The organism is Streptomyces sp. NPDC040589 (assembly GCF_055594445.1).
This window is the reverse complement of sequence record NZ_JBVIWP010000004.1, coordinates 403,971-424,791: the sequence shown is the minus strand read 5'-3', so window position 1 is coordinate 424,791 and position 20,821 is coordinate 403,971. Positions and strand designations below refer to the sequence as shown.

Genomic DNA, 20,821 nt, shown 5'->3' with positions numbered 1-20,821 from the left:
CTCCCGTGACCTACCTGAAGTAAAGCCTTTTGCCCTTTTCGGCCTCCTCCAAGACCGCGATCACTCTCTTCGCCGCAGCCAGCGCGGGAGCGCTTGCCGCCTGAGCCTCCAGCTTGGTCTTGAGGTCACCCATTCCCGCAAATTTCTTGCCCGGCTGAGCGTCCCGGAGGTTCACAACTCTTCTGGCAGTGGCCGTGTTCAGCCTTGATATCGCCTTTACTTCCTTGAATGTGGCCTGGTTGAGATTGACCGAGAGTGGCGTGTTTCCGGTTGCTTGCCACGGGGGCGGGGCGAAACTTCCCGTGGTCCAGGGTCCGCCCGGCCGGCTCTTCCGCTGCCAGTGCCCATTGGGGTACTCATAGGTTCCCCAATGCATGTCCACGGAACTTGGATATCCCGGATAGCTGCTCCGCATGGTGATGTTGACGTCATACCAGATCATTCTCTCCAGTTGACCGACCCACCCGGGCTTCTTTCCGATCGCGCGCGCGGCAGGATGTTCGGCCTTCTCCCTGGCGTCGATGTTGTCTGCCCGGCGGGCCGGCGCCAGGTTCGATGTAGAGGCATGACCGCCCAGGACTGCGGTGAGCATGTGCATGCGCACCCAGTCGCCTCTCGCGGTAATGCCGTTGGCGACAGCCCGGTCCCAGCCCAAAGGCCATGCGTCCGGGCGATGGTCGGCTTCCGTGCCGACCGGTGTGTCTTGCTGGATGTAATGCGCCTTGAAAGACTTCGCGGTGTCGCCGTCGGAGAACACCGGCAGAATGGTGTCCGGCAGGGGCGGCTCGCCCACGCCTCGTGAGCGCTGTTCCAAGGCGGTCGCCAGCTGCTCCATCAGTGCCCTGAGAGCGGTCAGTTGCGCCTCGATACCGGCCTGCTCCCCTCCCAGGAAGATCGGTTCCCCGTACGTCGCCCGTCCTGTGCGCCGGGTGTACCGGCTGTTGCTGATCTCCCGGTCCGGGAGACGGCTCTGGGCCCTTTCCGTGCTCTCACGCAGAGCTTCCGCCTGCTTCCGGGCCTTCTCCTGGTCGGCCCGCAGCTGCTGCTGTTGCGCGATCGGGCGCGTGTTGTTGTCCCGTTCCCAGTCGTTGATGTACGACGTGATCGCGGCCAGGGTGCTCCGCATGGCCAGGTCGCCGCTCTTGCCCTTGCCGTCGAAGAGCAGCGTGTGCATGGCCCCGTCGATGGCACGGAAGCGGACCGAGGGCAGCTCGTAGTCCTTCTTCCCCTGCTGCCACGCCTGCTTGTCCCGGTCCCGCATGCGGTCCCTGCGGCGGTCGCGTGTCCGGTCCCGGTCGTTCTTCCGGCGCCACTGCTCTCGCAACCGGCGAAGCCTGTCGTTGAGGCGGTTGCCCAGCTTGCGGCGTGCCTTGCCGAAGAGCTTGCCGGTGGCGCGACGAGTTCGGTTGACGGCCGACTTGATGGTCTGGCGCGCGCGGCGGAGGGGCCGGCGGCGAGGGCGCTCCTTGTCGGTGTCGCGGCGGCGGTCGTCGTTTCCACGGCGGCCGTCGTCCCGTCGGCGGTCGGTCCCGCGGTCGTCGTCACGGCGACGGTCGTCCGTGCGGCGTTCGCCCGGACGCGTGTCCTTCGGGTCGCGGTCACGGTCGCGGTCGTTCGCGTCGCGGCGGCGGCCGGGGCGGACCGTGTCGCGGGCCGGGCCCCGGCGGGTCGGGGTGTCGCGGCGGTCGTCCCTGTCGTCGTCCTTCATCCCGCGATCCGCGTCCCGCATGCGCTTGCGGGCCGCGTTCACCTCGCGGCCCTCGTCGCGGCGTTCGTCGTCGCGGCGCTTCTTCGGGCGGGTGGTGTGTGCGGGGCGTCGCTTCTTCTCCGGGGTGGGGCGCTTGCCGGGGCGGGGCTTCGACGGGGGGCGGGAGGTCTTGTCCGGGGACGGCTTGCGTGGTGCCGACGGGCGGCCGGTGGGGCCGTCGTCCGTGCGGTCGGCCGGGCGGTCCGGGGTGCGGTCGTCGGTCGGGGCCTGACGTTCGTCCTTGGGTTTGGCGGGGGCGTCCGGCTTGTCGTCGGCGGGGCCCGGCTTGTGCTTCTTCGTGCGGAGGTTCTTGAGCATGTCGCCGAGCCGTTCGGCCACCTTGCCCATGAAGCGGCCGACGCCCTCGATGAGGAACTCGTAGACCAGCTCCAGCAGCGCCACGACACCGGCCGCGACCGCCTTCGCGAACGGCAGCGCGCCGTTGCCGCTCTTGACCGACTTCAGGAAGTCCATGAACAGGCCGAAGGCGGCGAGGATCTCGCTGAGCGCGCCCCACGCGGTCTGCAGGGCGTCGATGACGGCCATGACCCAGCCGGCGCCCGGGATGAGCTTGGCGACGACCTTCTCGACGACCATGACGCCGATGATGACGGGGAGTTGGGGAAGGGCCTCGTCCCAGGCCATCTGCGCCATCTGCTCGACGGTGACGCCTCCGGAGATCAGCTCCTGGAAGTCCTCCATCGGGATGCCGATGATCTCCTGGACCTTCTGGTTGAACCAGGCCCTGACGGCGGTCTTGATCTCCTCGAAGAGGTGTTCCTTGGCGCCCGTCTCCGCCGCGGCACCGGCCTTGCTGATCCAGTCGCCCGGGTCGGAGACGATGTCGTTGAAGATGGCCGCCCACTCACCGAGCGCGGCGACCGCGGCGGCACCGAACTCCAGCGCGCCGACGGTGACCGTCTCAGCGATGTCGACCGCTGCCAGCAGGCCGCCCTCCAGGGCGTCGAGGCCCGCCAGGAGCGCGCCGCACAGGCCGTCGAGGAGCTTCCCGGCGACCTCCTTCAGCGCGTCCGCCGCCTCGTTGACCTTCTGTACGGCCCAGTCGCGCGCGCCGTCGATGGTGTTGCGCCACTTGTCGCGCATCGCCGGGTAGTCGGCGAGGAGCTCGTCGCCGAGGGCTATCAGCGCGTCGGCGAAGGTGTTGATCTGGTCGATGACCCAGTTGCGGGCGTCGTCGATGAGCTTGAAGACCTGCTGCTTGAACTTGTCGATGAGGTCGGTGACGACCTGGCGGGCCTTCTCGAAGACGCTCTTGATGGCGTTCTTGAGCTTCTCGAAGAACTCCTTGAGCTTCTCGATGGCCTCTTCGAGCCAGTTGTCGGCGTCGTCCTTGCCGTCCTCCTGCTTCTTCTCCGCCTCCTTCTCGGCGTTGGTCTGCTCGTCGTCGATCTTCTTGTTGTCGTCCTCGGTCCGCTTGTCGACGTCCTTGTCGGTGTCCTCCTCCTTCTTCTTGATGTCGTCGCGGACCTTGTCGTACTTCTTGCCCTTCTTGCCGTCGATCTCCGAGACCTTGTCGTCCTGCTCCCCGCGCCACCGGTCTCGTGAGTCGGCGATGTCGGAACGGCCCTTGTCGCGGGCGTCGGACTGCTTCTTGCCGCTGGCCGTGACCTCCTTCTGGAGGTCCTGGTCGTGCTGCTTGCGGTCGTCCGCCGCCTTCTTGTCCTTGGCCTGGCGCTCCTGGCCCATCTTCTGGCGGCCATGGGAGAAGCCGGCCTGGATCTGCGGGCCCCGGTCGTGCTCGGCGACCGCGGAGGCGGACTCGATCGGCACACCGCCGCCGGACACCGACCGCGCGCCGCCGCCCTTCGCGCCCTTCTTCCCGCCGGCCACCTTGCCGGTCAGGGTCTCCTTGGGCACGTCGGGATAGATCTGGTCCTCGCCCATCGGGCGGGCCGCGTCGTCACGTCCCGACTGGTGCAGTTCGTTCTTCCGCTCGTCGAGCTTGTGGCCCTGCTCGTCGGTGCGCTGCGGGTCCGAGTCGTTCTCCAGCGGAAGCCTCGGGGCGTCGCCCACGCGGGCGTTCTTCAGCCCCTCGTCCTTGGTCGGCAGCCCGAGGATGGAGTCGATCAGGTCGTCGAGCGGAAGGATCTCCTTGAGCAGCTTGCCGAACAGCTGGGCGCCGATGGTGACGGCGATGTCCCACCAGCTGGGCTCCGGGACGTTCGCGCCCGGGACGTCGCCCTCCGGCTTCTGCTCGCCCTTGATCTCGGGCGTCTTGCCCTGAGCCGCGTCCGTACGGGCGACCTTGGCGTTGGTGTACGTGCCCGGGGCAGCCGCACGCGGGCCGCCGGGGACCGTGCGCGGGGAGCCGGAGGGCCGCTGCATCTTGGGCGGCGCCTTGCGCAGGGTGGTGCGTTCCTTGTCGACCGAGCGGCCGACCGCGCTGCCGACGCCCTTGAGCGTTTCCAGGGCCTGGTGCGGTTTGAGCCCCGCGGCCGTCGACAGGCCGGACTCGGGGGTGGCGTTGGAGACGTCCGGGGGCGGGGTCTCCTTCTTTGCCTTGGCCTTCGATCCCCCTGACACGGCGGGGCGGCCACCGCCACCTCCGCGGCCGCCGGAGCGGACGGGTGCCGGTGCCGCGGACTTGCGGCCGCCGCCTCCGCCCCCACGGCGCGACGCGGTCTTCGCGGCCTGGCGTGCCGCCTGGCGCTTGCCGCCCCCCGGGCGGGAGCGCGAGCCCGTGGAGCCGCCGGACGATCCGGCGGGGGCCGCGGACTCGGCGGCCTTGGGAGTGTTGGTCTTGGGTTGCGGCCCCGCGGCCATGGGCGAAGGCCCGTTGCCCGGTGCCAGTTTCGGCGCGCTCGCGGGTCCCGGGGTGGAGACCTTGTCCGGGCCGCTCTCCGGCCCGGGAGTGGTGGCCGGACCCTTGCCCTCGGAGACCTCCGGGCCACCGGGGGACGTGTCGGGTGCGGGAGCCTCGGTCCCCTGGTCCCCGGCGGTGTCGCGTGGGCCGGTCGTCCCGCCCGCTTCGCGCCCGCCCTCGGACTTGTCGGCCTGCTTGTCCTTGCCCTTGTCCGCTCCGGAGTCCGTCTCCTTCCCGCCGCTGCGGTCCAGAGCTCCGGCTTCCGGTTTCCGGGCGCTCTGGGCGGCCTCGCTTGCCCCGTCCTTCTCGGCCCCGGTGCTCGATGGCGAACCGGCACCCTGTGTACGGGCGTCCTCGCCCGACTTGGCCAACTGGTCGGGCGCGGCGGTCTCACCGGGCCCCGCGGCGGCACCGGTCGCCGCGGCGTCCGAGGTCCGGGCCTCCTCGTCGCGCCGTGCGGCCTCGGCGTCCTCCTTGTGTTCGTCCGACTGCTTCCGGTCCCGGTCCGTCCCGGCGGCGTCGGCCATCGAGGCCGCACCGGGAGACGCCGTACCGAGGGCACCGCCGATTCCGGACGCATCGGTCTGCTGCGCGTCAGCCGTACCGCTCAGGAGGTCCTCGAAAGACTCGCCGCCGGGGCCTTCCTCCTCCTCGGAGCGGGCCGCGGCGTCCCGGGGTGTGCCGGGCGTGGCCTCCTGCGGTGCCGTGTCCGGCGCCGGGGCGTCGGAGGCGGACGACAGACTGGGCAGAGGAGCCGTACCCTTCCGCCGCTCCTCGACGAGGCTCGGGTTCTTCGCCGCGTCCGTGAAGCCGACGAGATCGGCATCGGGCACGGGCTGCGCGCCGGCCGCACCGGCCGTGTCGTCGCCCGTCTCCCGTTCCGTCTCGTCCTGCGCGGGTTCCGCGTCCAGCCCCAACGGCTCGTCGTCGCCGTCCTGTTCGTTCTCAGGGTCCCCCACCGCACGGGCCGTCCCGGCGTCACCCCCGGTCCGGGACTTCTCGCCGGGCTCGGCGCCGCTGCGGTCGACGGTGCCCGGGGCGGGGGCCTGGCGGCGGGTCGCCTCGGACGTGCCCTCGTCCTCGCGCCGCTCCTGCTCGCCGGCCTGCTGCTCGGGCTCCTGGGCGGCCTCGTCCTGGGGGCCGCCCTGGTCCTCCTCCTCGGCCTCGCGCTCGTCCTGCTTGTCCTGGTCCTGCTGGTCGCGTTCGGTGTCCGAGGCGTCCTTGCGTTCGTCGGCGGCGTCCTTCTCGGCGTCCCGGCCGGAGGCGTCCTTGTCCTCCTGCTGGTCCTGCGAGCGCTCCTGCTCGTCCTTGGAGCCCTCCTGCTGCCGCCCGGCCGAGCCCGCGCCACCCTGGGCGTTCTCCTGGTCGGCGTCGCCGGAGACGGATCCTCCGTCCTCCTGGTTCTCGGCGTCCTCTTCACGGTCGCCGCCGGGCGCGGGCCGGCCGTCCTGCGGTTTCCCGTCCGGCTTGCCGGGCGCGTTGGGCCGTACGTCCTGCTCGGGGACGGGCTCGGACTCGGAGTCCTCGCGAGCGCGCCGCTCCTCCTCGATCTCCTCCGCCGCACCGGGGACAGCCGACGGAGCCGCCGCGGTGTCCATCGGCAGCGGACCTGCCCGCTCCGTCTCCTCCACGCCCTCCAGCAGCCGGTCGACGACGGGCACGGGCAGCCGCAGTTCCAGCCGGTCCAGAACGCTGTCCTGCACCTCGGGCGCCATACGGGCCAGCTGGATCCGGACGCGGCCCGACCGGTCCTCCGGGTCGCCGCGCAGGGAACGCAGGAGGCCGTTGGCGAGGCGGTCGACGAGGGTCGCGGGGTCCAGTTGCTCCGTGCGGCGGCGGTCGGCGTCGACGGTCGCGTAGCGGAGCCAGCCGGGGGTGGCCTGCGCCTGGTCGAGGTCCGCGGCCGTGTCCGGGCCCTGTTCCGGGTCCCGTACCAGGTCCTGTGCCGCCGACTCGGCCTCCCGTTCGATGGCCTGCTGCGGCAGGCTCACAGCGCCCAGGTCGCGGCCGGCGCGCAGGGTGCCGAGGCCGTGCGGGTTCTGGACGGTGTGCAGGAGTTCGTGGGCGAGCAGACGGCGGCCCTCGTCCGTGCCCGGCCGGTACGCCCCCTCGCCGAAGAAGATGTCCTGGCCGACGGCGACCGCGTCCGCGCCGAGCAGGTCCGCCAGCTGACCGGCGTCCCGGCCGGTGTGCAGGCGTACGCGGCTCAGGTCGTGCCCGAGGCGCTCCTCCAGCTCCCGTCGTACGCCGGGGTCGAGCGGCTGACCGGCGCCGCTGACGATGTCCTTCGGCTCGGGGGCGCGGGACGTGGCCGCACGCTCCTTGCGCTTGCGGCGGCGCTGCTCGGCGGACTGCTCGGAACGGCTGTCCTGGGTCGAGGAGTTGCTCACGACGTCACCTCCCCGCGGCCGCACAGGCCTTCGTGCACCGCGCGGGCCAGTTCCTGCCCGAGGCGGCGGGCGGACAGGCCTGCGGGCAGCGGCGGCAGGCCGGACAGGACGTCGGCCGTCCACGGGCCGTCGGCGGGCACGCCGCGCTCGCGGACCAGCCGGGTCAGCTCGTCCTCGAAGGCGGCCGAGACCCGGTCGGGGTCCGCGCGGAAGCCGTCGAGGACCAGCTCGCCTATCTCCACGCGGATCTCGCGCGGCGCCGGTGCCCCACCGGGGCGCGTCCCACCGGGGCCTGTCCCACCGGACGGCGTCGCACCCGTCTGCGTCACACCCATCCGCGGACCTCCGTCGGCGTCAAGGAGCGCTCCAGCTTGAGGTATTCGGTTCGGGCGCCGGCGAGCATGTGCCGCATCTGGAGCGGCTCGCCCTCCTCGGCGGCGAGGAACGCGCCGGACAGGGCGATGTTGCGGATCGAGCCGCCCGCCACGGTCAGCTGTGCGAGCAGCCGCGGGTCGATGTCCTTCACCGGGGCCTGCGGAGGCAGCACGCGGCGCCAGATCTCGGCGCGTTCGTGCTCGGCCGGGAAGGGGAAGTCGACGACGAAGCGGATGCGCCGCAGGAAGGCGTTGTCCAGGGCCTTCTTCATGTTGGTGGTGAGGATGGCGAGGCCGCGATAGGCCTCCATCCGCATCAGCAGGTAGCTGACCTCGAGGTTGGCGTACCGGTCGTGGCTGTCCTTGACCTCGCTGCGCTTGCCGAACAGGGCGTCGGCCTCGTCGAAGAGCAGGAGCGCACCGCCGCGTTCGGCGGCGTCGAAGACGCGGCGGAGGTTCTTCTCGGTCTCGCCGATGTACTTGCTGACGACCTGCGAGAGGTCGATGACGAACAGGTCGAGGCCGAGTTCCCTCGCCATCACCTCGGCGGCCAGGGTCTTCCCGGTGCCGGAGCCGCCCGCGAAGAGCGCGGTGACGCCCAGGCCGCGGCGCAGGGTGGCCGCGAAGCCCCACTCCTGATGGACCATAGCTCGCTGTCGCACATGCGCGACGATCTCCCGCAGCACGCCGGTCTGCCGCTCGTGCAGCACGAGGTCGTTCCAGCCGGCCTGCGGTTCGATACGGCGGCCGAGTTCGTCCATGCCGACCCGGGCCTCGTCCATACCGGCCCGCCAGGCCAGGCCTGCGGCGTCCAGCTCGTCCTCGTAGGGCAGTTCACGGCGTACGGTGGCGGCGGCGGACCGTACGACGTGCGGCGGCAGCTGGAACTGGGCGATCAGGGACCGCAGTTCGGTCTGCTCCAGGTCGGCCACGTCGTCGAACGCGTCCGTCCACAGGGCCAGTTGCTCCTCGTCGTCCAGGCTCGGCACGCTGACGCGGGTGCCGTGCGGGCGGTCCGTGCGGCGCGGGTCGGCGCTCGACACGACGACGGGTACGGCGGCCCCGGCCAGGAACGCCTCCGTGGCCGCCTGCTGGTCCCGGTCCGGCTCGCCGAACTCCAGAAGCAGCGCGGCGGGCAGCAGGATCGCCTCGCGCTGCCACAGCCGGGCGAACCGGTCGCGCTCGGCGGGGTCGACGGGGATGTCCTCGGCGCTCAGCGCGTACAGCCCGAGCCCGGCACGCGCGGCGGCCGCGGCGGCGATGTCGGCACGGCTGCGCAGGTCGCCGCCGACCAGTTCGACGAGCAACGGCGCGTCGGGGCGGGCGCCGTCCGTCCAGCCGGCCGCGACCCCGCTCGCGGCGAGGTCGTACGACGGCGGCAGCCGGTCGGGCACCGGCGTGCGGCGGAGCTGGCCGTGCAGCCGGGCGTCCAGGTAGGGCGAGCCGAGCAGGAAGTGCAGGATGCGTTCGTCGAGCCGGAGCCGGGAGGTCGTCAGCCGCGACGCGTCGTCCGGCTCCACGATCCGCCAGCGGCGCAGCGGCGACACGGGCGGCAGCGCGCTCCAGTGCGGTGCGTCCAGGGCGGCCAGGGCGAGCGAGAAGGTCGGGTACGTCCGCTCCGGATCACCACTCGCGGCGGCACACCGGGCACCGGTCGTCGGCTCCAGCTCCTGCGCGGCGGCGAGCAACACGAGGTCACGCTCGAAGACGGTGAGCCCGAAGCAGGTGACCAGGGCGTCGAGGGGGGCGACACCGGGGCCGTCGGCGACGGTCCCGGGCACGGTGCCCCGCCCTTCAGACGGTGTGCCGACACGGTCGGGGGCAACAGTGCGGTCGGGGTCCTGCGAGACCCGCTGTGCGGCGGCGCCGTCGGGATCCTGCGAACCGCGCCGCGCGGCAGTACCGCCGGAATCCTGCGAGACCCGCAGCCCGGCGGCGCCATCAGGATCCTGCGAACCGCGCCGCGCGCCAGTACCGCCGGAATCCCGCGAGACCCGCAGCCCGGCGGCGCCATCAGGATCCTGCGAACCGCGCCGCGCGGCAGTGCCGCCGCGGTCCCGCGAGGCACGCTGCCCGGCTGTCCCGCCGGGGCCTCCGCCCGCGGTGCGCCCCGCACCCATGCTGCTGTCCTGCGCGGTGCGACGCCCGGCCGTGTCCCCGAGCGCCTCCCCCGCCGCCCGCCCCGCGTGAGCGTCGACGCGGGCCAGGACACGCCGGATCTCGCCCGTCAGCGTCGTGCCGGCGCCCAGCGCGGCGGCAGCCGTCGCACCCGCCGCGGCCGTGCCGTGCGCTCCCATGTCCTCACCTGCCCCCGTCGCTCCCATGGGCCTCAGTTCTCCGTGTCCTCGTCGCCGTCCGTGTTCTCCGCCGCCGACCGGGTCTGCGGGGACTTGGCGGACTTGGGGGCCGTCTTCTTCGCGGCCCTGGCGGGCGGCGCGGGCTTACGACCCCGAGGCGCCTTCGCGGGCGTCCTCGCCGGTGTCTTGGCGACGGCCTTCGCAGGCACGTCGGACGGCTCCGCGGCACCCTCCGAGGGCAGACCGTCGGGCGCCGACGCCGCAGTCGGCTCCGGCGCACCGGGCGCCCCGAACGGCAGCACCCGCACCTCCGGCCGCTCCACCCGCTTCGCCGGCACCGGCGTCTCGCGCCCGTCGATGAGGACCAGGACCGCCTGGTAGACGACCGACAGGGTGTACGGCGTCTGGTGGAGCATCCCCCACAGCTTGGACGTCTCGTCGACGTCCATCGCCGTCGGCGTGAACCGCACCCGCTGCACCGCCTCGGCGAGGTCGCTCCCGTTCAAGTGCGGCCGCTGACCGGCGAGTTCGATGATGTCCCTGGGCAGTACGGGTATCTCGTGCAGAGTGCGCACCACCGAGCCGATCAGGCGCTGCCCGACCAGTTCCGCCTCCTCGCCGTACGCGCTGATCAGGTAGTGCAGGTCGAGGGCGGCGGCCGGCCGCCGGACCAGTGTCCCGTCGGACGCCCGGACCGGCAGGTCGTTGTTGCGCTGCGAGGTGTTGGGCGTGACCTGGTACAGGAACACGGTGATGGTCGGCTCGAGAGGCGGGTCGGCCGGCGGCTTGCGCGGCTCGACCTTCACCGCGATGTCGATGTCCGGCGGAAGGTTGGCCTCGATCAGCAGGGCGAGGGCCTGGGTGACGTGGGCGAGGGCAAGTGCGTTGCTCATGGCGTCGGTTCCTCGGTCCCTCTCCTCGTCCTGGTCTGTCTCGTCGTACGGCTGCCGTGCCGTCGCCGCTCACTCACTCGCGTCCCCTGGCCAGATAGTCCGCCAGGCTGACCGCGGCCCGGGGCCGCTCCGCGTCCCGTGGCCGGGGCCTGTCGCCACCGCCCTGCGGCGCCCCGCCCGCGGTGACCTCCAGCCGCCCGATCTGCACCTGCACCACCTGCTCGGCCGGGCGCCCGGGACGGCGGGCCGCCGCCTGCCGGACGGCGTCCCGTGCGGCCGCCGTGTCCGCCGCGCTGGGGAGCAGCGGGGCGGACACGGCGGCGGGGGAGGCGGCGTCCGCACCAGGGGGGGTCGGCACGGACGCCGCGTTCGTGGGGGCCGCCCGCTCGGTACGGCCCCGGCCCGCCGCGCGGCGCGCGGTGTCGGGGACCGGCCGCAGTACGGGGCCCGTGGGGGTGACGGGACGCAGCAGCGGCCCGTCGGACTCGGCCGGCCGGGCCGGACGACGTGCGGGCCCGTCGGGTGCCGGGGCGGGCTCGGTCCGTACGACCGTCCGTTCCCGTTCCGTACGGACGACCTCGCGGGCCGCCGGGCGCGTCCCGTCCGGCCGGGTGACGGCGGCCGGGGCGGCGACGGGCCACAGCGGCTCGGTGCCGTCCGGGTCCGGTGCGGCGGCCCGTACCGCCTCGACGCGTTCGAACGGACCGGCCAGCCGCGGCCGTACGCGCACCACTCCGGGCCGCCGCGCGGCGGGCGTCGCGTGCCGGGCGAGCAGCCGGTCGAGGAAGTCGGGCTCCGGCCGCCCTTGCGAGGTGGAGTCAGACATCCGCACACAGCTCCAGGTAGTAACGGCGCCGCAGCGGGCTGAGCGCCAGGATCTCCGGCTCGCTCCAGCCGTAGGCGGTGGCGAGCAGATGGACGTCGAGCAGGAGGTCCCGGGCCCAGGCGTCCAGTTCGGTCCACAGGTAGGAGGCGATGTCCAGCTCGGCCCGGGTGGGCTCCCCGCATTCGGGGCAGGCGATGGCGAGCGTGACGTCGGCCCCCGGGTCGGCGGCCTGCGCCGCCTCGGCGATCCGCCGCTGTACGGCGACGGGCAGCGTGTCCGCGGACACGGACTCCCCATCGTGTACAGCGCTCACCACACACCGCGCCAGCAGCACGCCGCGCGGGTCGGCCGCCCGGGCCGCCGCCGTCAGGTCGGCGACGCCGGGCATCCGGAACTCGACCTCCCAGCCGTCCTCGGCGACCCGCACCAGCGGATCGCCCCGGTCGGCCAGGGTGCGGGCGAACTCCCCGGCGTCCAGCTCGAACTCCATGTCCGCGCCGCACGCCGAGCAGTCCAGGCGCACCTGCATCCGCTCGCCGAACAGGGCCCGGCGCAGGGCGAACAGATCCGCCTCCCGCTCCCCCACCGGGAGCGACAGCAGCGCCTGCTGATCGCCGCCCAGGTCCGGCCGGGCGGCCCGGTGCAACAGCACCGCTCGCCCGGCCGGGGCCTGGCCGAGCCCGGACTCCCAGGTGGCCAGGACGTCGGCCGCCCGCGTCATCGCCATCTGTCCCCCCTTGCCAGTGTCCGAACAGTTCCCATGAACCCACGCGGTTCAGCAGCGCCCCCAAAGGGGCGCGGGGAACTCCGCGACCAGCCACGACGCGCCGGCAGACAACAGACGGCCGATCGCGGCACTCCCCGCGGAGCGCTACGCCGGGTTCAGAAACGAGGGCTCCTCCGGCTCGGGCACCTCGTAGTCCCGCTCCCAGCCCTCGCACTCGAGCTTCAGCGACTGGATGGCCACCGCGTTGGCGTTGGCGTCCAGTTCGCCGAGGACCTGGTACTCACTCGGCCAGGTCCGGTACAGCTTGTGCGAGACGGCGACCTGGCCGGCCTCGTTGAGGACCTGGATGACGATGTCCTTGCGGAAGTCCGCGAGGGACACCTCGGAGCCGAGGCCCGCGCCGACCTGCCAGACCTTGTTGGCCCAGCGGTCGAACTCGGGGTCGTGCGTGACGCCGCGCTCCAGGGTGATGCCCTCGAACTCGGAGCGGCCCGGCGACTTGCGCGGAGACGAGGGGTCGCCGCCGTGGCGGTGCTTGACCACCTCGGTGGTCCGCTTCAGCGGACTGATCTTGCTGATGCCCGCGACCGTCCGACCGTCCCACAGGACCAGGAACTTGAAGTTCTTGTACGGGTCGAAACGATGGGCGTTGACCGTGAACTCTGCCATCGAAATGTCCTCAGGGATTCCTTGGAGCGTTCCTTAGAGCGCGAACTGCCCGGACGTCTGCTGGATCTTGACGACCACGAACTCGGCCGGGCGGACCGGCGCGATGCCGACCAGGACGTTGACGATGCCGTTCTCGATGTCCTCGCCGGTCGTGGTGTCGCTGTCGCACTTGACGAAGTAGGCCTCGCGCGGTGTGCCGCCCTTGAAGGCGCCTTGGCGGAAGAGCGTGTGCAGGTAGGAGGAGGCGCTGAGGCGGATCTGCTGCCACAGGTTCTCGTCGTTGGGCTCGAACACCACCCACTGCAGGCCCCGTTGGAGGCTCTCCTCGACGTGCAGAGCGAGCCGCCGCACCGGCACGTACTTCCACTCGCTGTCGAGGGCGTCGGAGCCCTCCAGCGTGCGCGCGCCCCAGACGACCGGGCCGGTCACCGGGAACGTCCGCAGGACGTTGACGCCGAGCGGGTTGAGCAGGCCGGTCTCGCGGTCGGTGAGGTTGACCGTGAGCGAGTGCACGCCCGCGAGCCGCGCCTCGGTGCCGGCCGGGGCCTTCCACACGCCGCGCTCGGAGTCCGTACGGGCGATGACGCCCGCGACCGCGCCGGACGGCGGGAAGGAGCGCAGCCGGCCGGTGAGCGGGTCGGTGAGCTGGAGGTGCGGGAAGTACAGGCCCGCGTGGTTGCCGCGGACGGCGTCGAACGCGGCGAGCCCGGCACGGGCCGTGTCCACGCTGACCCAGGTGCTCGGCGCGTCGACGAGCAGGAAGATCCGCCGCTCCTGGCACAGGCGCTGGGCGGCCGAGACGACGGTGAGGGCGTCCTCCGCCTTCTCGTACGCCGCGAGTTCGGGCAGCACGAGGAGGTTGACGTCGGCGACGCCGCGCAGCGCCTGGATGCCGGACTTGTCGGCCTCGGAGCCGATGAGGTCGCGCGGGCCGGGCGCCTCGCCGTCCTCGCCGCCCTCCAGCGGGAAGACGGGCGGGTTGACGGAGGCCTCGAGGCCGAGGTCGTTGGCGCACTCGCCGAGGAAGCGGACGACGTCCTCGGGGTCGGTGGAGCCCGCGACGACCTGGACGCGCCGGCCGAAGGCGGTGACCTCGGCGCCCGCGAAGGCGTGCTTGCCGGGCGCGTCGGGCAGGGCGCGCAGCTTGCGCTCCAGCAGCAGCGCCAGCTCGGCGACGGAGCTCGGAGCCTCGCCGTCACAGTCGGGGTCGTGGAGCGTGAACTCCCGCTCGACGTCGCCGATCTTGACGGTGAGGTCGACGGCGAGGTCGGGCAGCTCGTGCCCGAACGGCTTGGAGACGGTGCCGGACGGGTCGGGCCGGCCCTCGCCGACGACCTCGACGCGGATCAGCCGGGAGCCGGCGTTGACGACGGTCTGCACGTACCGGCCGTTGGACGGGTCGGCGGACAGACCGGTGAAGCTCTCGCGGGCCTCGCCCTTGGCGTCGTGGACGCGCAGGTTGAAGGTCTCCTCGGGGCAGGGCGTGTCGTAGTCGACGGCGACGCGCAGGCCGTTGCCCCACACGCCGGGTTCCTTGGCGTGCACCTTGAGGACGTCGCACTCGCTGTGGCCCTCGGTGGACTCCAGCGTGACGCAGGCGGCCTGGCCGCTGCCGGCCTTGGCGACCCGGACGATCACGGCGACGGTGCCGCCGTTGCCGAAGAACTGGTGAACGGCGTAGCCGACGGCGCTCTGCGCGCTCAATCCCCCGAAGCGGCGCTCGAACTCCGTGAAGCTGGTGACGCGCACCGGCTCGTTCAGCGGACCGCGGCGGGTGTGTCCCACGAAGGCGGTCACCGAAGTGGTCAGGGTCGAGATGGTGCGGGTGCTGCTGGGAAGCTCTTCGACGTAGACACCGGGATACGTCGGCTTGGCGGCGCTCACTGCACTCATCGGCATTCCCCCTCCTATCCCTGTCTCGGGCACCGGATGAAGGCACCAAGAGACGGTGAGGGAGAGACGTTCCGGACGTGCGCGAGGAACTGCCCCCGAGCGTCGGCGGTGGGCACGCGCACTTCATCAGTTCCCCCGTCAGTACCCGCGCGGTTCGGTCGCACAGGTCAAGCAGCGCGCTTGTGACTCCTGATGCTCAAGTGCTCAATCCACCTTGGTGCGTTCGGAGTTGACCGAACAAGGCAGGTTCTGGCCAGCAGGGTGGAAGGTTTTGTGAAGGCAAACTTCCCTGATTCGCACATCCTGCCCGCGCGCCCTCGTGGACTGGTCCACACCTCGTGCACAGCGGGTGTGAACGCGGGGCTGCGGGCATGCCTGGGAGCCGCGCCACTCCGGCGACGGCGGCCCATCCGCCCAGCACGCTCCCCGAGTTCTCCCCGAGCCGTTCATCGGCCAGTGGCCGGTTTCGTATGGGCGGCATGGACGGGCACGGAGTTGACCGCGGCCTTACGTGACGCGTCTTCGAGTGCCCTCTTTCGACCGGGACATGCCCGACCCAAACGCCAGGCCACGCCACCCCTTCCGGCGCCTAGAAATATCTACGAGCATGACTGGGGCCGGATCGGCACCGCGGATCTCCCGGATTCCCGCGGGCCACCGGCCCGTGTCCCGCGTGCGTCCTTCGGGGGCGCGCCGACTGTGCCTGGGGTGGCCATGCAGAGCGTCATGTGGAAGCAAGCCGTCGAGTGGCTCGCCGCGGCCGCCACGGACCCCCAGGAGTGCAAGCGGGAGTGGGACTACGGCGCGGGCACGGTTCTCGTGGAGGCCGGGCGGTACTGGGACGTGCTGAGCGTTCCCGACCGGCTCGGCCTGCTCGCCCTGGACTATCTGTGGCGCGACCCGCTGAAGGTGCCGGGCCCCACCCTGGTGGACTGCACGGCGCGCAGAGTGGGCTTCTTCCTGCCGCCCGACCCCGTCAGCGAGTGGGTCGGGTTCGGGGTCCGGCACGTCGGCCGTGGTTCCTGGGTCGCGGTACCGCCGCCGTACCGGCCCGCCGGTCGCCTGGAGTGGCTCGTGCCGCCGGACGGCACCGGCGCCCTGCACTCCCCCGGCACCCTCGAGTCGGCCCTGCGCGAGGCCACGGGCACCCTCGCGGTACTGGCACCGGTCAGCGCGGAGCCGGTGGCGCTTGACGGCTGGTGAGGCGGACGCCGAGGGGAGCGGCCGGGGTTGCCGGGATCCGATCGGCGGCCGGGCCCGCGGGCCGACCGGGAGCCGGATGTACCGCGGGAGACACGTCCGGGCCTGTGCGCCGACCAGGGGTCGGATATACGGCGGGAGGCACCACCGGGCCTGTGCGCCTGCCGGGGGCCGGGGGAACTCCCGCAGAGCCGACCTGGCCCGGGTGGCGGCCGGTGGCCGGTTGCGCGCCGGAAGGGACGACCGGGCCCAGATGCGGGCCGGTGTGCCACGCGGGGACGGCGGTCCAGGTCTCGCTCTCGGTCGGCGCGGCGAAGGAGACCCACTGGCCGTCACGGTGCTCCGGGACGGTGTGGCCCCTCGCCTCCCATTCGGCGACCAGGGCCGCGTAGATCGGCGGATGACCCGAGTATCCGCTGGTGAGTTCGGCGTACGGCCGGGGCGCGGCGTCGTTCCCGAGCAGGCGCCGCGCCGTCGCAGTGCTGTCCATGCCAGGGCAACGCCACGCCGCGCGCCGGTGGTACGCGGGCGGGACGCCGTCCGTCGGGTCGAGTGAACCCGTCACCCGTACGGCGGCACGCGGGGTCCGGACAAACATCCAGTCAGGCGGTCGCCCGTTCAGAGCAGCGTCACTTCCCGGCCAGTCATCCGGAACCCCGGCCCCCGGTCCGCCGGTTTCCTCGACCGGGCCCGGCGCATCCGGTAACACTGGCCTCACGCCGAGAACCGGTACGACCGCAGGGAGAGGCCATGTCACAGCGCCCTGACCTCCGGCAGCGCAGGGCCGTGCTGGAGCACGAGTGGTCCCACTGGGTACCGCGGCTGAGCGTCCCCGGCACGCGGCCGGGCGGCAGCGCGGCGTTGCGCCACGAGGTGACCGAGTCCTGGGCGCGCTCCCTGGGCAGCGTGGACCCCGGCCGGGACAGCGCCCCGGTCACCGACGGCGGCCCGGTGCACCAGCGTTGGACGTCCTCACCGCTGTACCGGCCGGTCTCCGGCCTCGCCGGCGAACTGCACAGCATCGCCGAGGACGCCGGGTTCGTCACGGCGGTCACCGACGAGTCCGGCACCATCCTGTGGACCTGCGGCGGCCCGACGATGCGCCGCAAGGCCGAGCGGGTCAACTTCGCGCCGGGCGGCCGGTGGGACGAGCAGGCCATGGGCACCAACGCCCTGTCCCTCGCCCTGCGTACCGGCCGCCCCAGTTCCGTCTTCTCCGCCGAGCACCTGGTGTCGGCCCTGCACGGCTGGGTCTGCTATTGCGCCCCGGTGCACGGCCCGGACGGCCGGGTCCTCGGCGTACTGGACCTGTCCACCACCTGGGACCGCTCGCACCCCCTGGCCATGTCCACCGTACGGACGCTGGTGTCCACCATCGAGGCCCGCCTCACGACGGAACACAACGGCCCGGGCCGGCCGAGCCGACTGTCCCGGCTGCGGCTCACCTGCCTGGGCGCCGAACAGGCCGTACAGGCCGTACCGGACGGACGGCACCTCCCCCTGCGCCCCCGCCAGGTGGAGATCCTCACCCTGCTCGCGCTCGAACCCGACGGCTTCACCCCGGAGCGGCTGCGCGCCGCCCTGTACGGCGACCGGCCCGTCACCGCGTCCACCTTCAAGGCCGAGATCTCGCACCTGCGCCGCGCCCTCGGCGGCGGCATCGCCCCCCGCCGCTACGCCTTGACGACCCCGGTGTCCTGCGACGCCGCCGACGTCCTGCGCGCGATGGCGCAGGGCGACACGGACACCGCCCTGCGCCACTACGGCGGTCCACTGCTTCCCCGTTCCGAGGCACCCGGCATCGAGGAGTGGCGCACCCGCATCGAAGTGGCCGTACGCGAGGCCGTGCTGGCGAGCACCCGCCCGGACCACGCCCTGCGCTACGGCGAACGGGCCCCGTACGACGCGGAGATCCACGAGCACGCGCTACGGCTGCTCGGCCCGGACGACACCCGCCGCGCGATCGCCGCGGGCCGGCTGACCACCGCTCTGCGCGACTGACGCCTCCGCGCAGCTGCCCGGTCCCGCGGCGCCAACCTTGCGCCAACCTCGCGGGAGCACAGTGAAGGGCGTCACCCGTCACCGCCCTTCACCGAGGAGAGCCGCCATGGTGTACGCGCAGCCAGGAACCGACGGCAGCATCGTCAACTTCGCCCGGCGCTACGACAACTTCATCGGCGGTGACTTCGTCGCCCCGGTCGAGGGCCGCTACTTCGAGAACCCGAGCCCCGTGACCGGCAAGGTCTTCTGCGAGGTGGCCCGCTCCTCCGCGGCCGACGTCGACTTGGCCCTGGACGCAGCGCACCGGGCGGCCGACAAATGGGGCCGCACGTCCGTCGCGGAACGCGCGGGCATCCTCAACAGGATCGCGGACCGCCTGGAAGAAAACCTCGAGAAGATCGCGGTCGCCGAGACCTGGGAGAACGGCAAGCCGGTCCGCGAGACCCTGGCCGCCGACATCCCGCTGGCCGTCGACCACTTCCGGTACTTCGCCGGTGTCGTCCGCGCGCAGGAGGGCAGCATCGCGGAGATCGACGCCGACACGGTCGCGTACCACTTCCACGAGCCGCTGGGCGTGGTCGGCCAGATCATCCCGTGGAACTTCCCGATCCTGATGGCCACGTGGAAGCTGGCCCCCGCGCTGGCCGCCGGAAACTGCGTCGTCATCAAACCGGCCGAGCAGACCCCGGTCAGCCTGCTCTACGTCATCGAACTGATCGCCGACCTGCTCCCGCCGGGCGTGGTCAACGTGGTCAACGGCTTCGGTGTCGAAGCGGGCAAGCCGCTGGCCTCCAGCCCGCGCGTGGCGAAGGTGGCGTTCACCGGGGAGACGACGACCGGCCGCCTGATCATGCAGTACGCGAGCGAGAACATCATCCCGGTCACCCTGGAGCTGGGCGGCAAGAGCCCGAACATCTTCCTGCCCGACGTCATGGACGCGGACGACGACTTCCTGGACAAGGCCGTAGAGGGCTTCGTGATGTTCGCCCTCAACCAGGGCGAGGTGTGCACCTGCCCGTCCCGCGCCCTGATCCACTCCTCCATCTACGAGGACTTCATGGCCCGTTGTGTCGCACGCACGCAGGCGATCGTCGGCGGCGACCCGCTGGACCCGGACACCATGATCGGCGCACAGGCGAGCAACGACCAGTACGAGAAGATCCTCTCCTACCTCGACATCGGCAGGAAGGAAGGCGCCGAGGTCGTCACGGGCGGCAACCCCCGCGCGGTCCCCGGCCTCGAGGGCGGCTACTACATCGAGCCGACCATCTTCCGCGGCAGCAACGACATGCGGATCTTCCAGGAGGAGATCTTCGGCCCGGTCGTCTCGGTCACGACCTACGACTCCGTCGACGAGGCCCTCAAACTCGCCAACGACACCCTGTACGGCCTGGGCGCCGGCGTCTGGACCCGCGACGGCAACACGGCGTACCGCCTGGGCCGCGAGATCAAGGCGGGCCGGGTCTGGACCAACTGCTACCACGCATACCCCGCCCACGCGGCGTTCGGCGGCTACAAGAAGTCGGGCATCGGCCGCGAGACGCACAAGATGATGCTGGACCACTACCAGCAGACGAAGAACCTGCTGGTGAGCTACTCGCCGAAGAAGCTGGGCTTCTTCTAGAGGCACGGAGTAATTCAGAGAAGTGATGTCGGCTGCCGGGCAGGACACTCTCCTGCCCGGCAGCCCTGCCCGTCTTCGGCCGGGCGCGACACGCGCTCCGGGGGTGCCCGGGCAGCGTGACGGACTCGGGGATCCTGGCCGGGACCGAAGCCAGTTCCGCACCCCGGGAGGTGTGTCATCGACGGATCCGCCTGCGCCCTGTTGGGTGTGTACAAGGGGTTCGGCGCCGAGGCCATCGCCGCGACGGTGCGGCACGAGGATCTACTGGGCCGGCCCGTCGAGATCGGCAACGACTACCTGCCGCATAGGAGTTGGGCGGAGTTCGATCCGGTGACGATGTGCCGGTATCAGCTCGATCCGTGGCGCTCATGGCGGGACGAACGCCCGGGCTCGGCGTTCGTGTACGGGGTTCCGCCGCTGGTCGAGGGTTTCGAGGGAGCGTTCGCGCGGGGGGTGGCGGGTGAGTTCGACGCCGCGTACGGGCGGGCGGCGCGGGCACTGGTGGAGTCGGGGCACGGTGACGCGATCGTCCGGCTCGGCTGGGAGCCGAACAACCGGGCCATCGGCCCGTGGCAGGCGACGGACGACCCGGCGGGCTACGCCGCTCTGTTCCGGCACGTCGTCGACGTGTTCCGCGCGACGCCCGGGTCGTGCTTCACGTTCGAGCTGTCGAGCTCACTCGGGGTGCAGCCGGGCCGGCGGCTGCACGCCTTCGTCGACTATTACCCGGGGGACGGGTACGTCGACTGGCTGGGCATGAACGCCTACGACCTCAAGTGGGGCGACCCAACGGTGTCCCCGGACGACCGCTGGTCGTGGATCCGGTCCCAGGAATCGGGCCTCGACGCCCACGTGGCCTTCGTCCGCGCGCGAGGGAAACGCAATGTGTGCTCCGAGTGGGGTCTGTATCGCCGCGGGAACGTATTCGCGGGCGGCGGAGACAACCCGTACTACGTCGATCGGATGGTCGAGTATTTCTCCTGGGGCGAGGTCGCGTACCAGTCGTACTTCGACCACGACTGGGGCGGCGGCACACTGGCGGAGTTCGCCTCGGGGCGGGCCGCTTACATGGAGTGGTTCGGGTGACCACGCACGGGCGAACCACGCTGAGCGGTGCCGCAATTCCTGAGGTGAGGTGAGGCCGGCAATGGCCGCCGTCCCAATCCGTCGCCGCGATGTGCGCATGTCCCTGCGGGCCTGGTGCGTGGCAACACGACCTTACGTACCCAGGACGTTCGTGCGAATACCTGGATGCCGATCAGGCATACGCAACCCGACTCACACCTGCGTGTGATCCTGACGGATTACGCCGTTCGAAAGCGGGGTCAATCCCGGACCAGGCGGTGACCCCGTGCG

Annotated in this window: 12 protein-coding genes; 4 read left to right on the top strand and 8 right to left on the bottom strand. The window is 72.0% G+C overall.

From position 1 onward, the window contains the following. Positions 1 to 10: 10 nt before the first annotated feature. The 8 genes from ACZ58V_RS19795 to ACZ58V_RS19760 form a co-directional block, all read right to left on the bottom strand. Entirely contained in the window at positions 11 to 6,961 is a 6,951-nt protein-coding gene (locus ACZ58V_RS19795) for an eCIS core domain-containing protein (protein ID WP_471291113.1), read from the bottom strand. Beyond that, positions 6,958 to 7,296 (bottom strand): hypothetical protein, encoded by a 339-nt coding sequence (locus ACZ58V_RS19790; protein WP_471291111.1) that lies wholly within the window; start codon positions 7,294 to 7,296, stop codon positions 6,958 to 6,960. The genes ACZ58V_RS19795 and ACZ58V_RS19790 overlap by 4 nt, the downstream gene beginning before the upstream one ends. Then, positions 7,287 to 9,632, bottom strand: a complete 2,346-nt coding sequence (locus ACZ58V_RS19785; protein ID WP_471291109.1) for an AAA family ATPase — start codon at positions 9,630 to 9,632, stop codon at positions 7,287 to 7,289. Before ACZ58V_RS19785 ends, ACZ58V_RS19790 begins: the two co-directional genes overlap by 10 nt. A 32-nt stretch (positions 9,633 to 9,664) precedes the next feature. Then, positions 9,665 to 10,525: a Pvc16 family protein gene (locus ACZ58V_RS19780; RefSeq protein WP_471291107.1), complete on the bottom strand. Its 861-nt coding sequence runs from the start codon at positions 10,523 to 10,525 to the stop codon at positions 9,665 to 9,667. Between the two features lie 73 nt (positions 10,526 to 10,598). Then, positions 10,599 to 11,351, bottom strand: a complete 753-nt coding sequence (locus ACZ58V_RS19775; RefSeq protein WP_468189002.1) for a hypothetical protein — start codon at positions 11,349 to 11,351, stop codon at positions 10,599 to 10,601. Further along, positions 11,344 to 12,078 carry a T4 family baseplate hub assembly chaperone gene (locus ACZ58V_RS19770; RefSeq protein WP_471291105.1) on the bottom strand — a complete coding sequence of 245 codons (735 nt, stop codon included), beginning with the start codon at positions 12,076 to 12,078 and terminating at the stop codon, positions 11,344 to 11,346. Before ACZ58V_RS19770 ends, ACZ58V_RS19775 begins: the two co-directional genes overlap by 8 nt. Positions 12,079 to 12,222: 144 nt before the next feature. Beyond that, entirely contained in the window at positions 12,223 to 12,747 is a 525-nt protein-coding gene (locus ACZ58V_RS19765) for a phage tail protein (RefSeq protein WP_004003113.1), read from the bottom strand. Positions 12,748 to 12,780: 33 nt separating this feature from the next. Beyond that, positions 12,781 to 14,646, bottom strand: coding sequence for a phage tail sheath subtilisin-like domain-containing protein (locus ACZ58V_RS19760; protein ID WP_468188997.1), 1,866 nt, complete (start codon positions 14,644 to 14,646; stop codon positions 12,781 to 12,783). A gap of 708 nt (positions 14,647 to 15,354) precedes the next feature. Here ACZ58V_RS19760 and ACZ58V_RS19755 point away from each other — a divergent pair. The 4 genes from ACZ58V_RS19755 (at position 15,355) to ACZ58V_RS19740 (ending at position 20,551) form a co-directional block, all read left to right on the top strand. Next, complete coding sequence (locus tag ACZ58V_RS19755) at positions 15,355 to 15,843, top strand: hypothetical protein (RefSeq protein WP_189724575.1); 489 nt, start codon at positions 15,355 to 15,357, stop codon at positions 15,841 to 15,843. A gap of 747 nt (positions 15,844 to 16,590) precedes the next feature. Continuing rightward, positions 16,591 to 17,841 (top strand): AfsR/SARP family transcriptional regulator, encoded by a 1,251-nt coding sequence (locus ACZ58V_RS19750; protein ID WP_468188994.1) that lies wholly within the window; start codon positions 16,591 to 16,593, stop codon positions 17,839 to 17,841. Between the two features lie 106 nt (positions 17,842 to 17,947). After that, on the top strand, positions 17,948 to 19,465 hold the full coding sequence (gene adh, locus ACZ58V_RS19745) for an aldehyde dehydrogenase (protein WP_471291102.1): 1,518 nt from the start codon (positions 17,948 to 17,950) through the stop codon (positions 19,463 to 19,465). Between the two features lie 207 nt (positions 19,466 to 19,672). Beyond that, positions 19,673 to 20,551 carry a glycoside hydrolase family 26 protein gene (locus ACZ58V_RS19740; protein WP_471291100.1) on the top strand — a complete coding sequence of 293 codons (879 nt, stop codon included), beginning with the start codon at positions 19,673 to 19,675 and terminating at the stop codon, positions 20,549 to 20,551. Positions 20,552 to 20,821 lie beyond the last annotated feature (270 nt).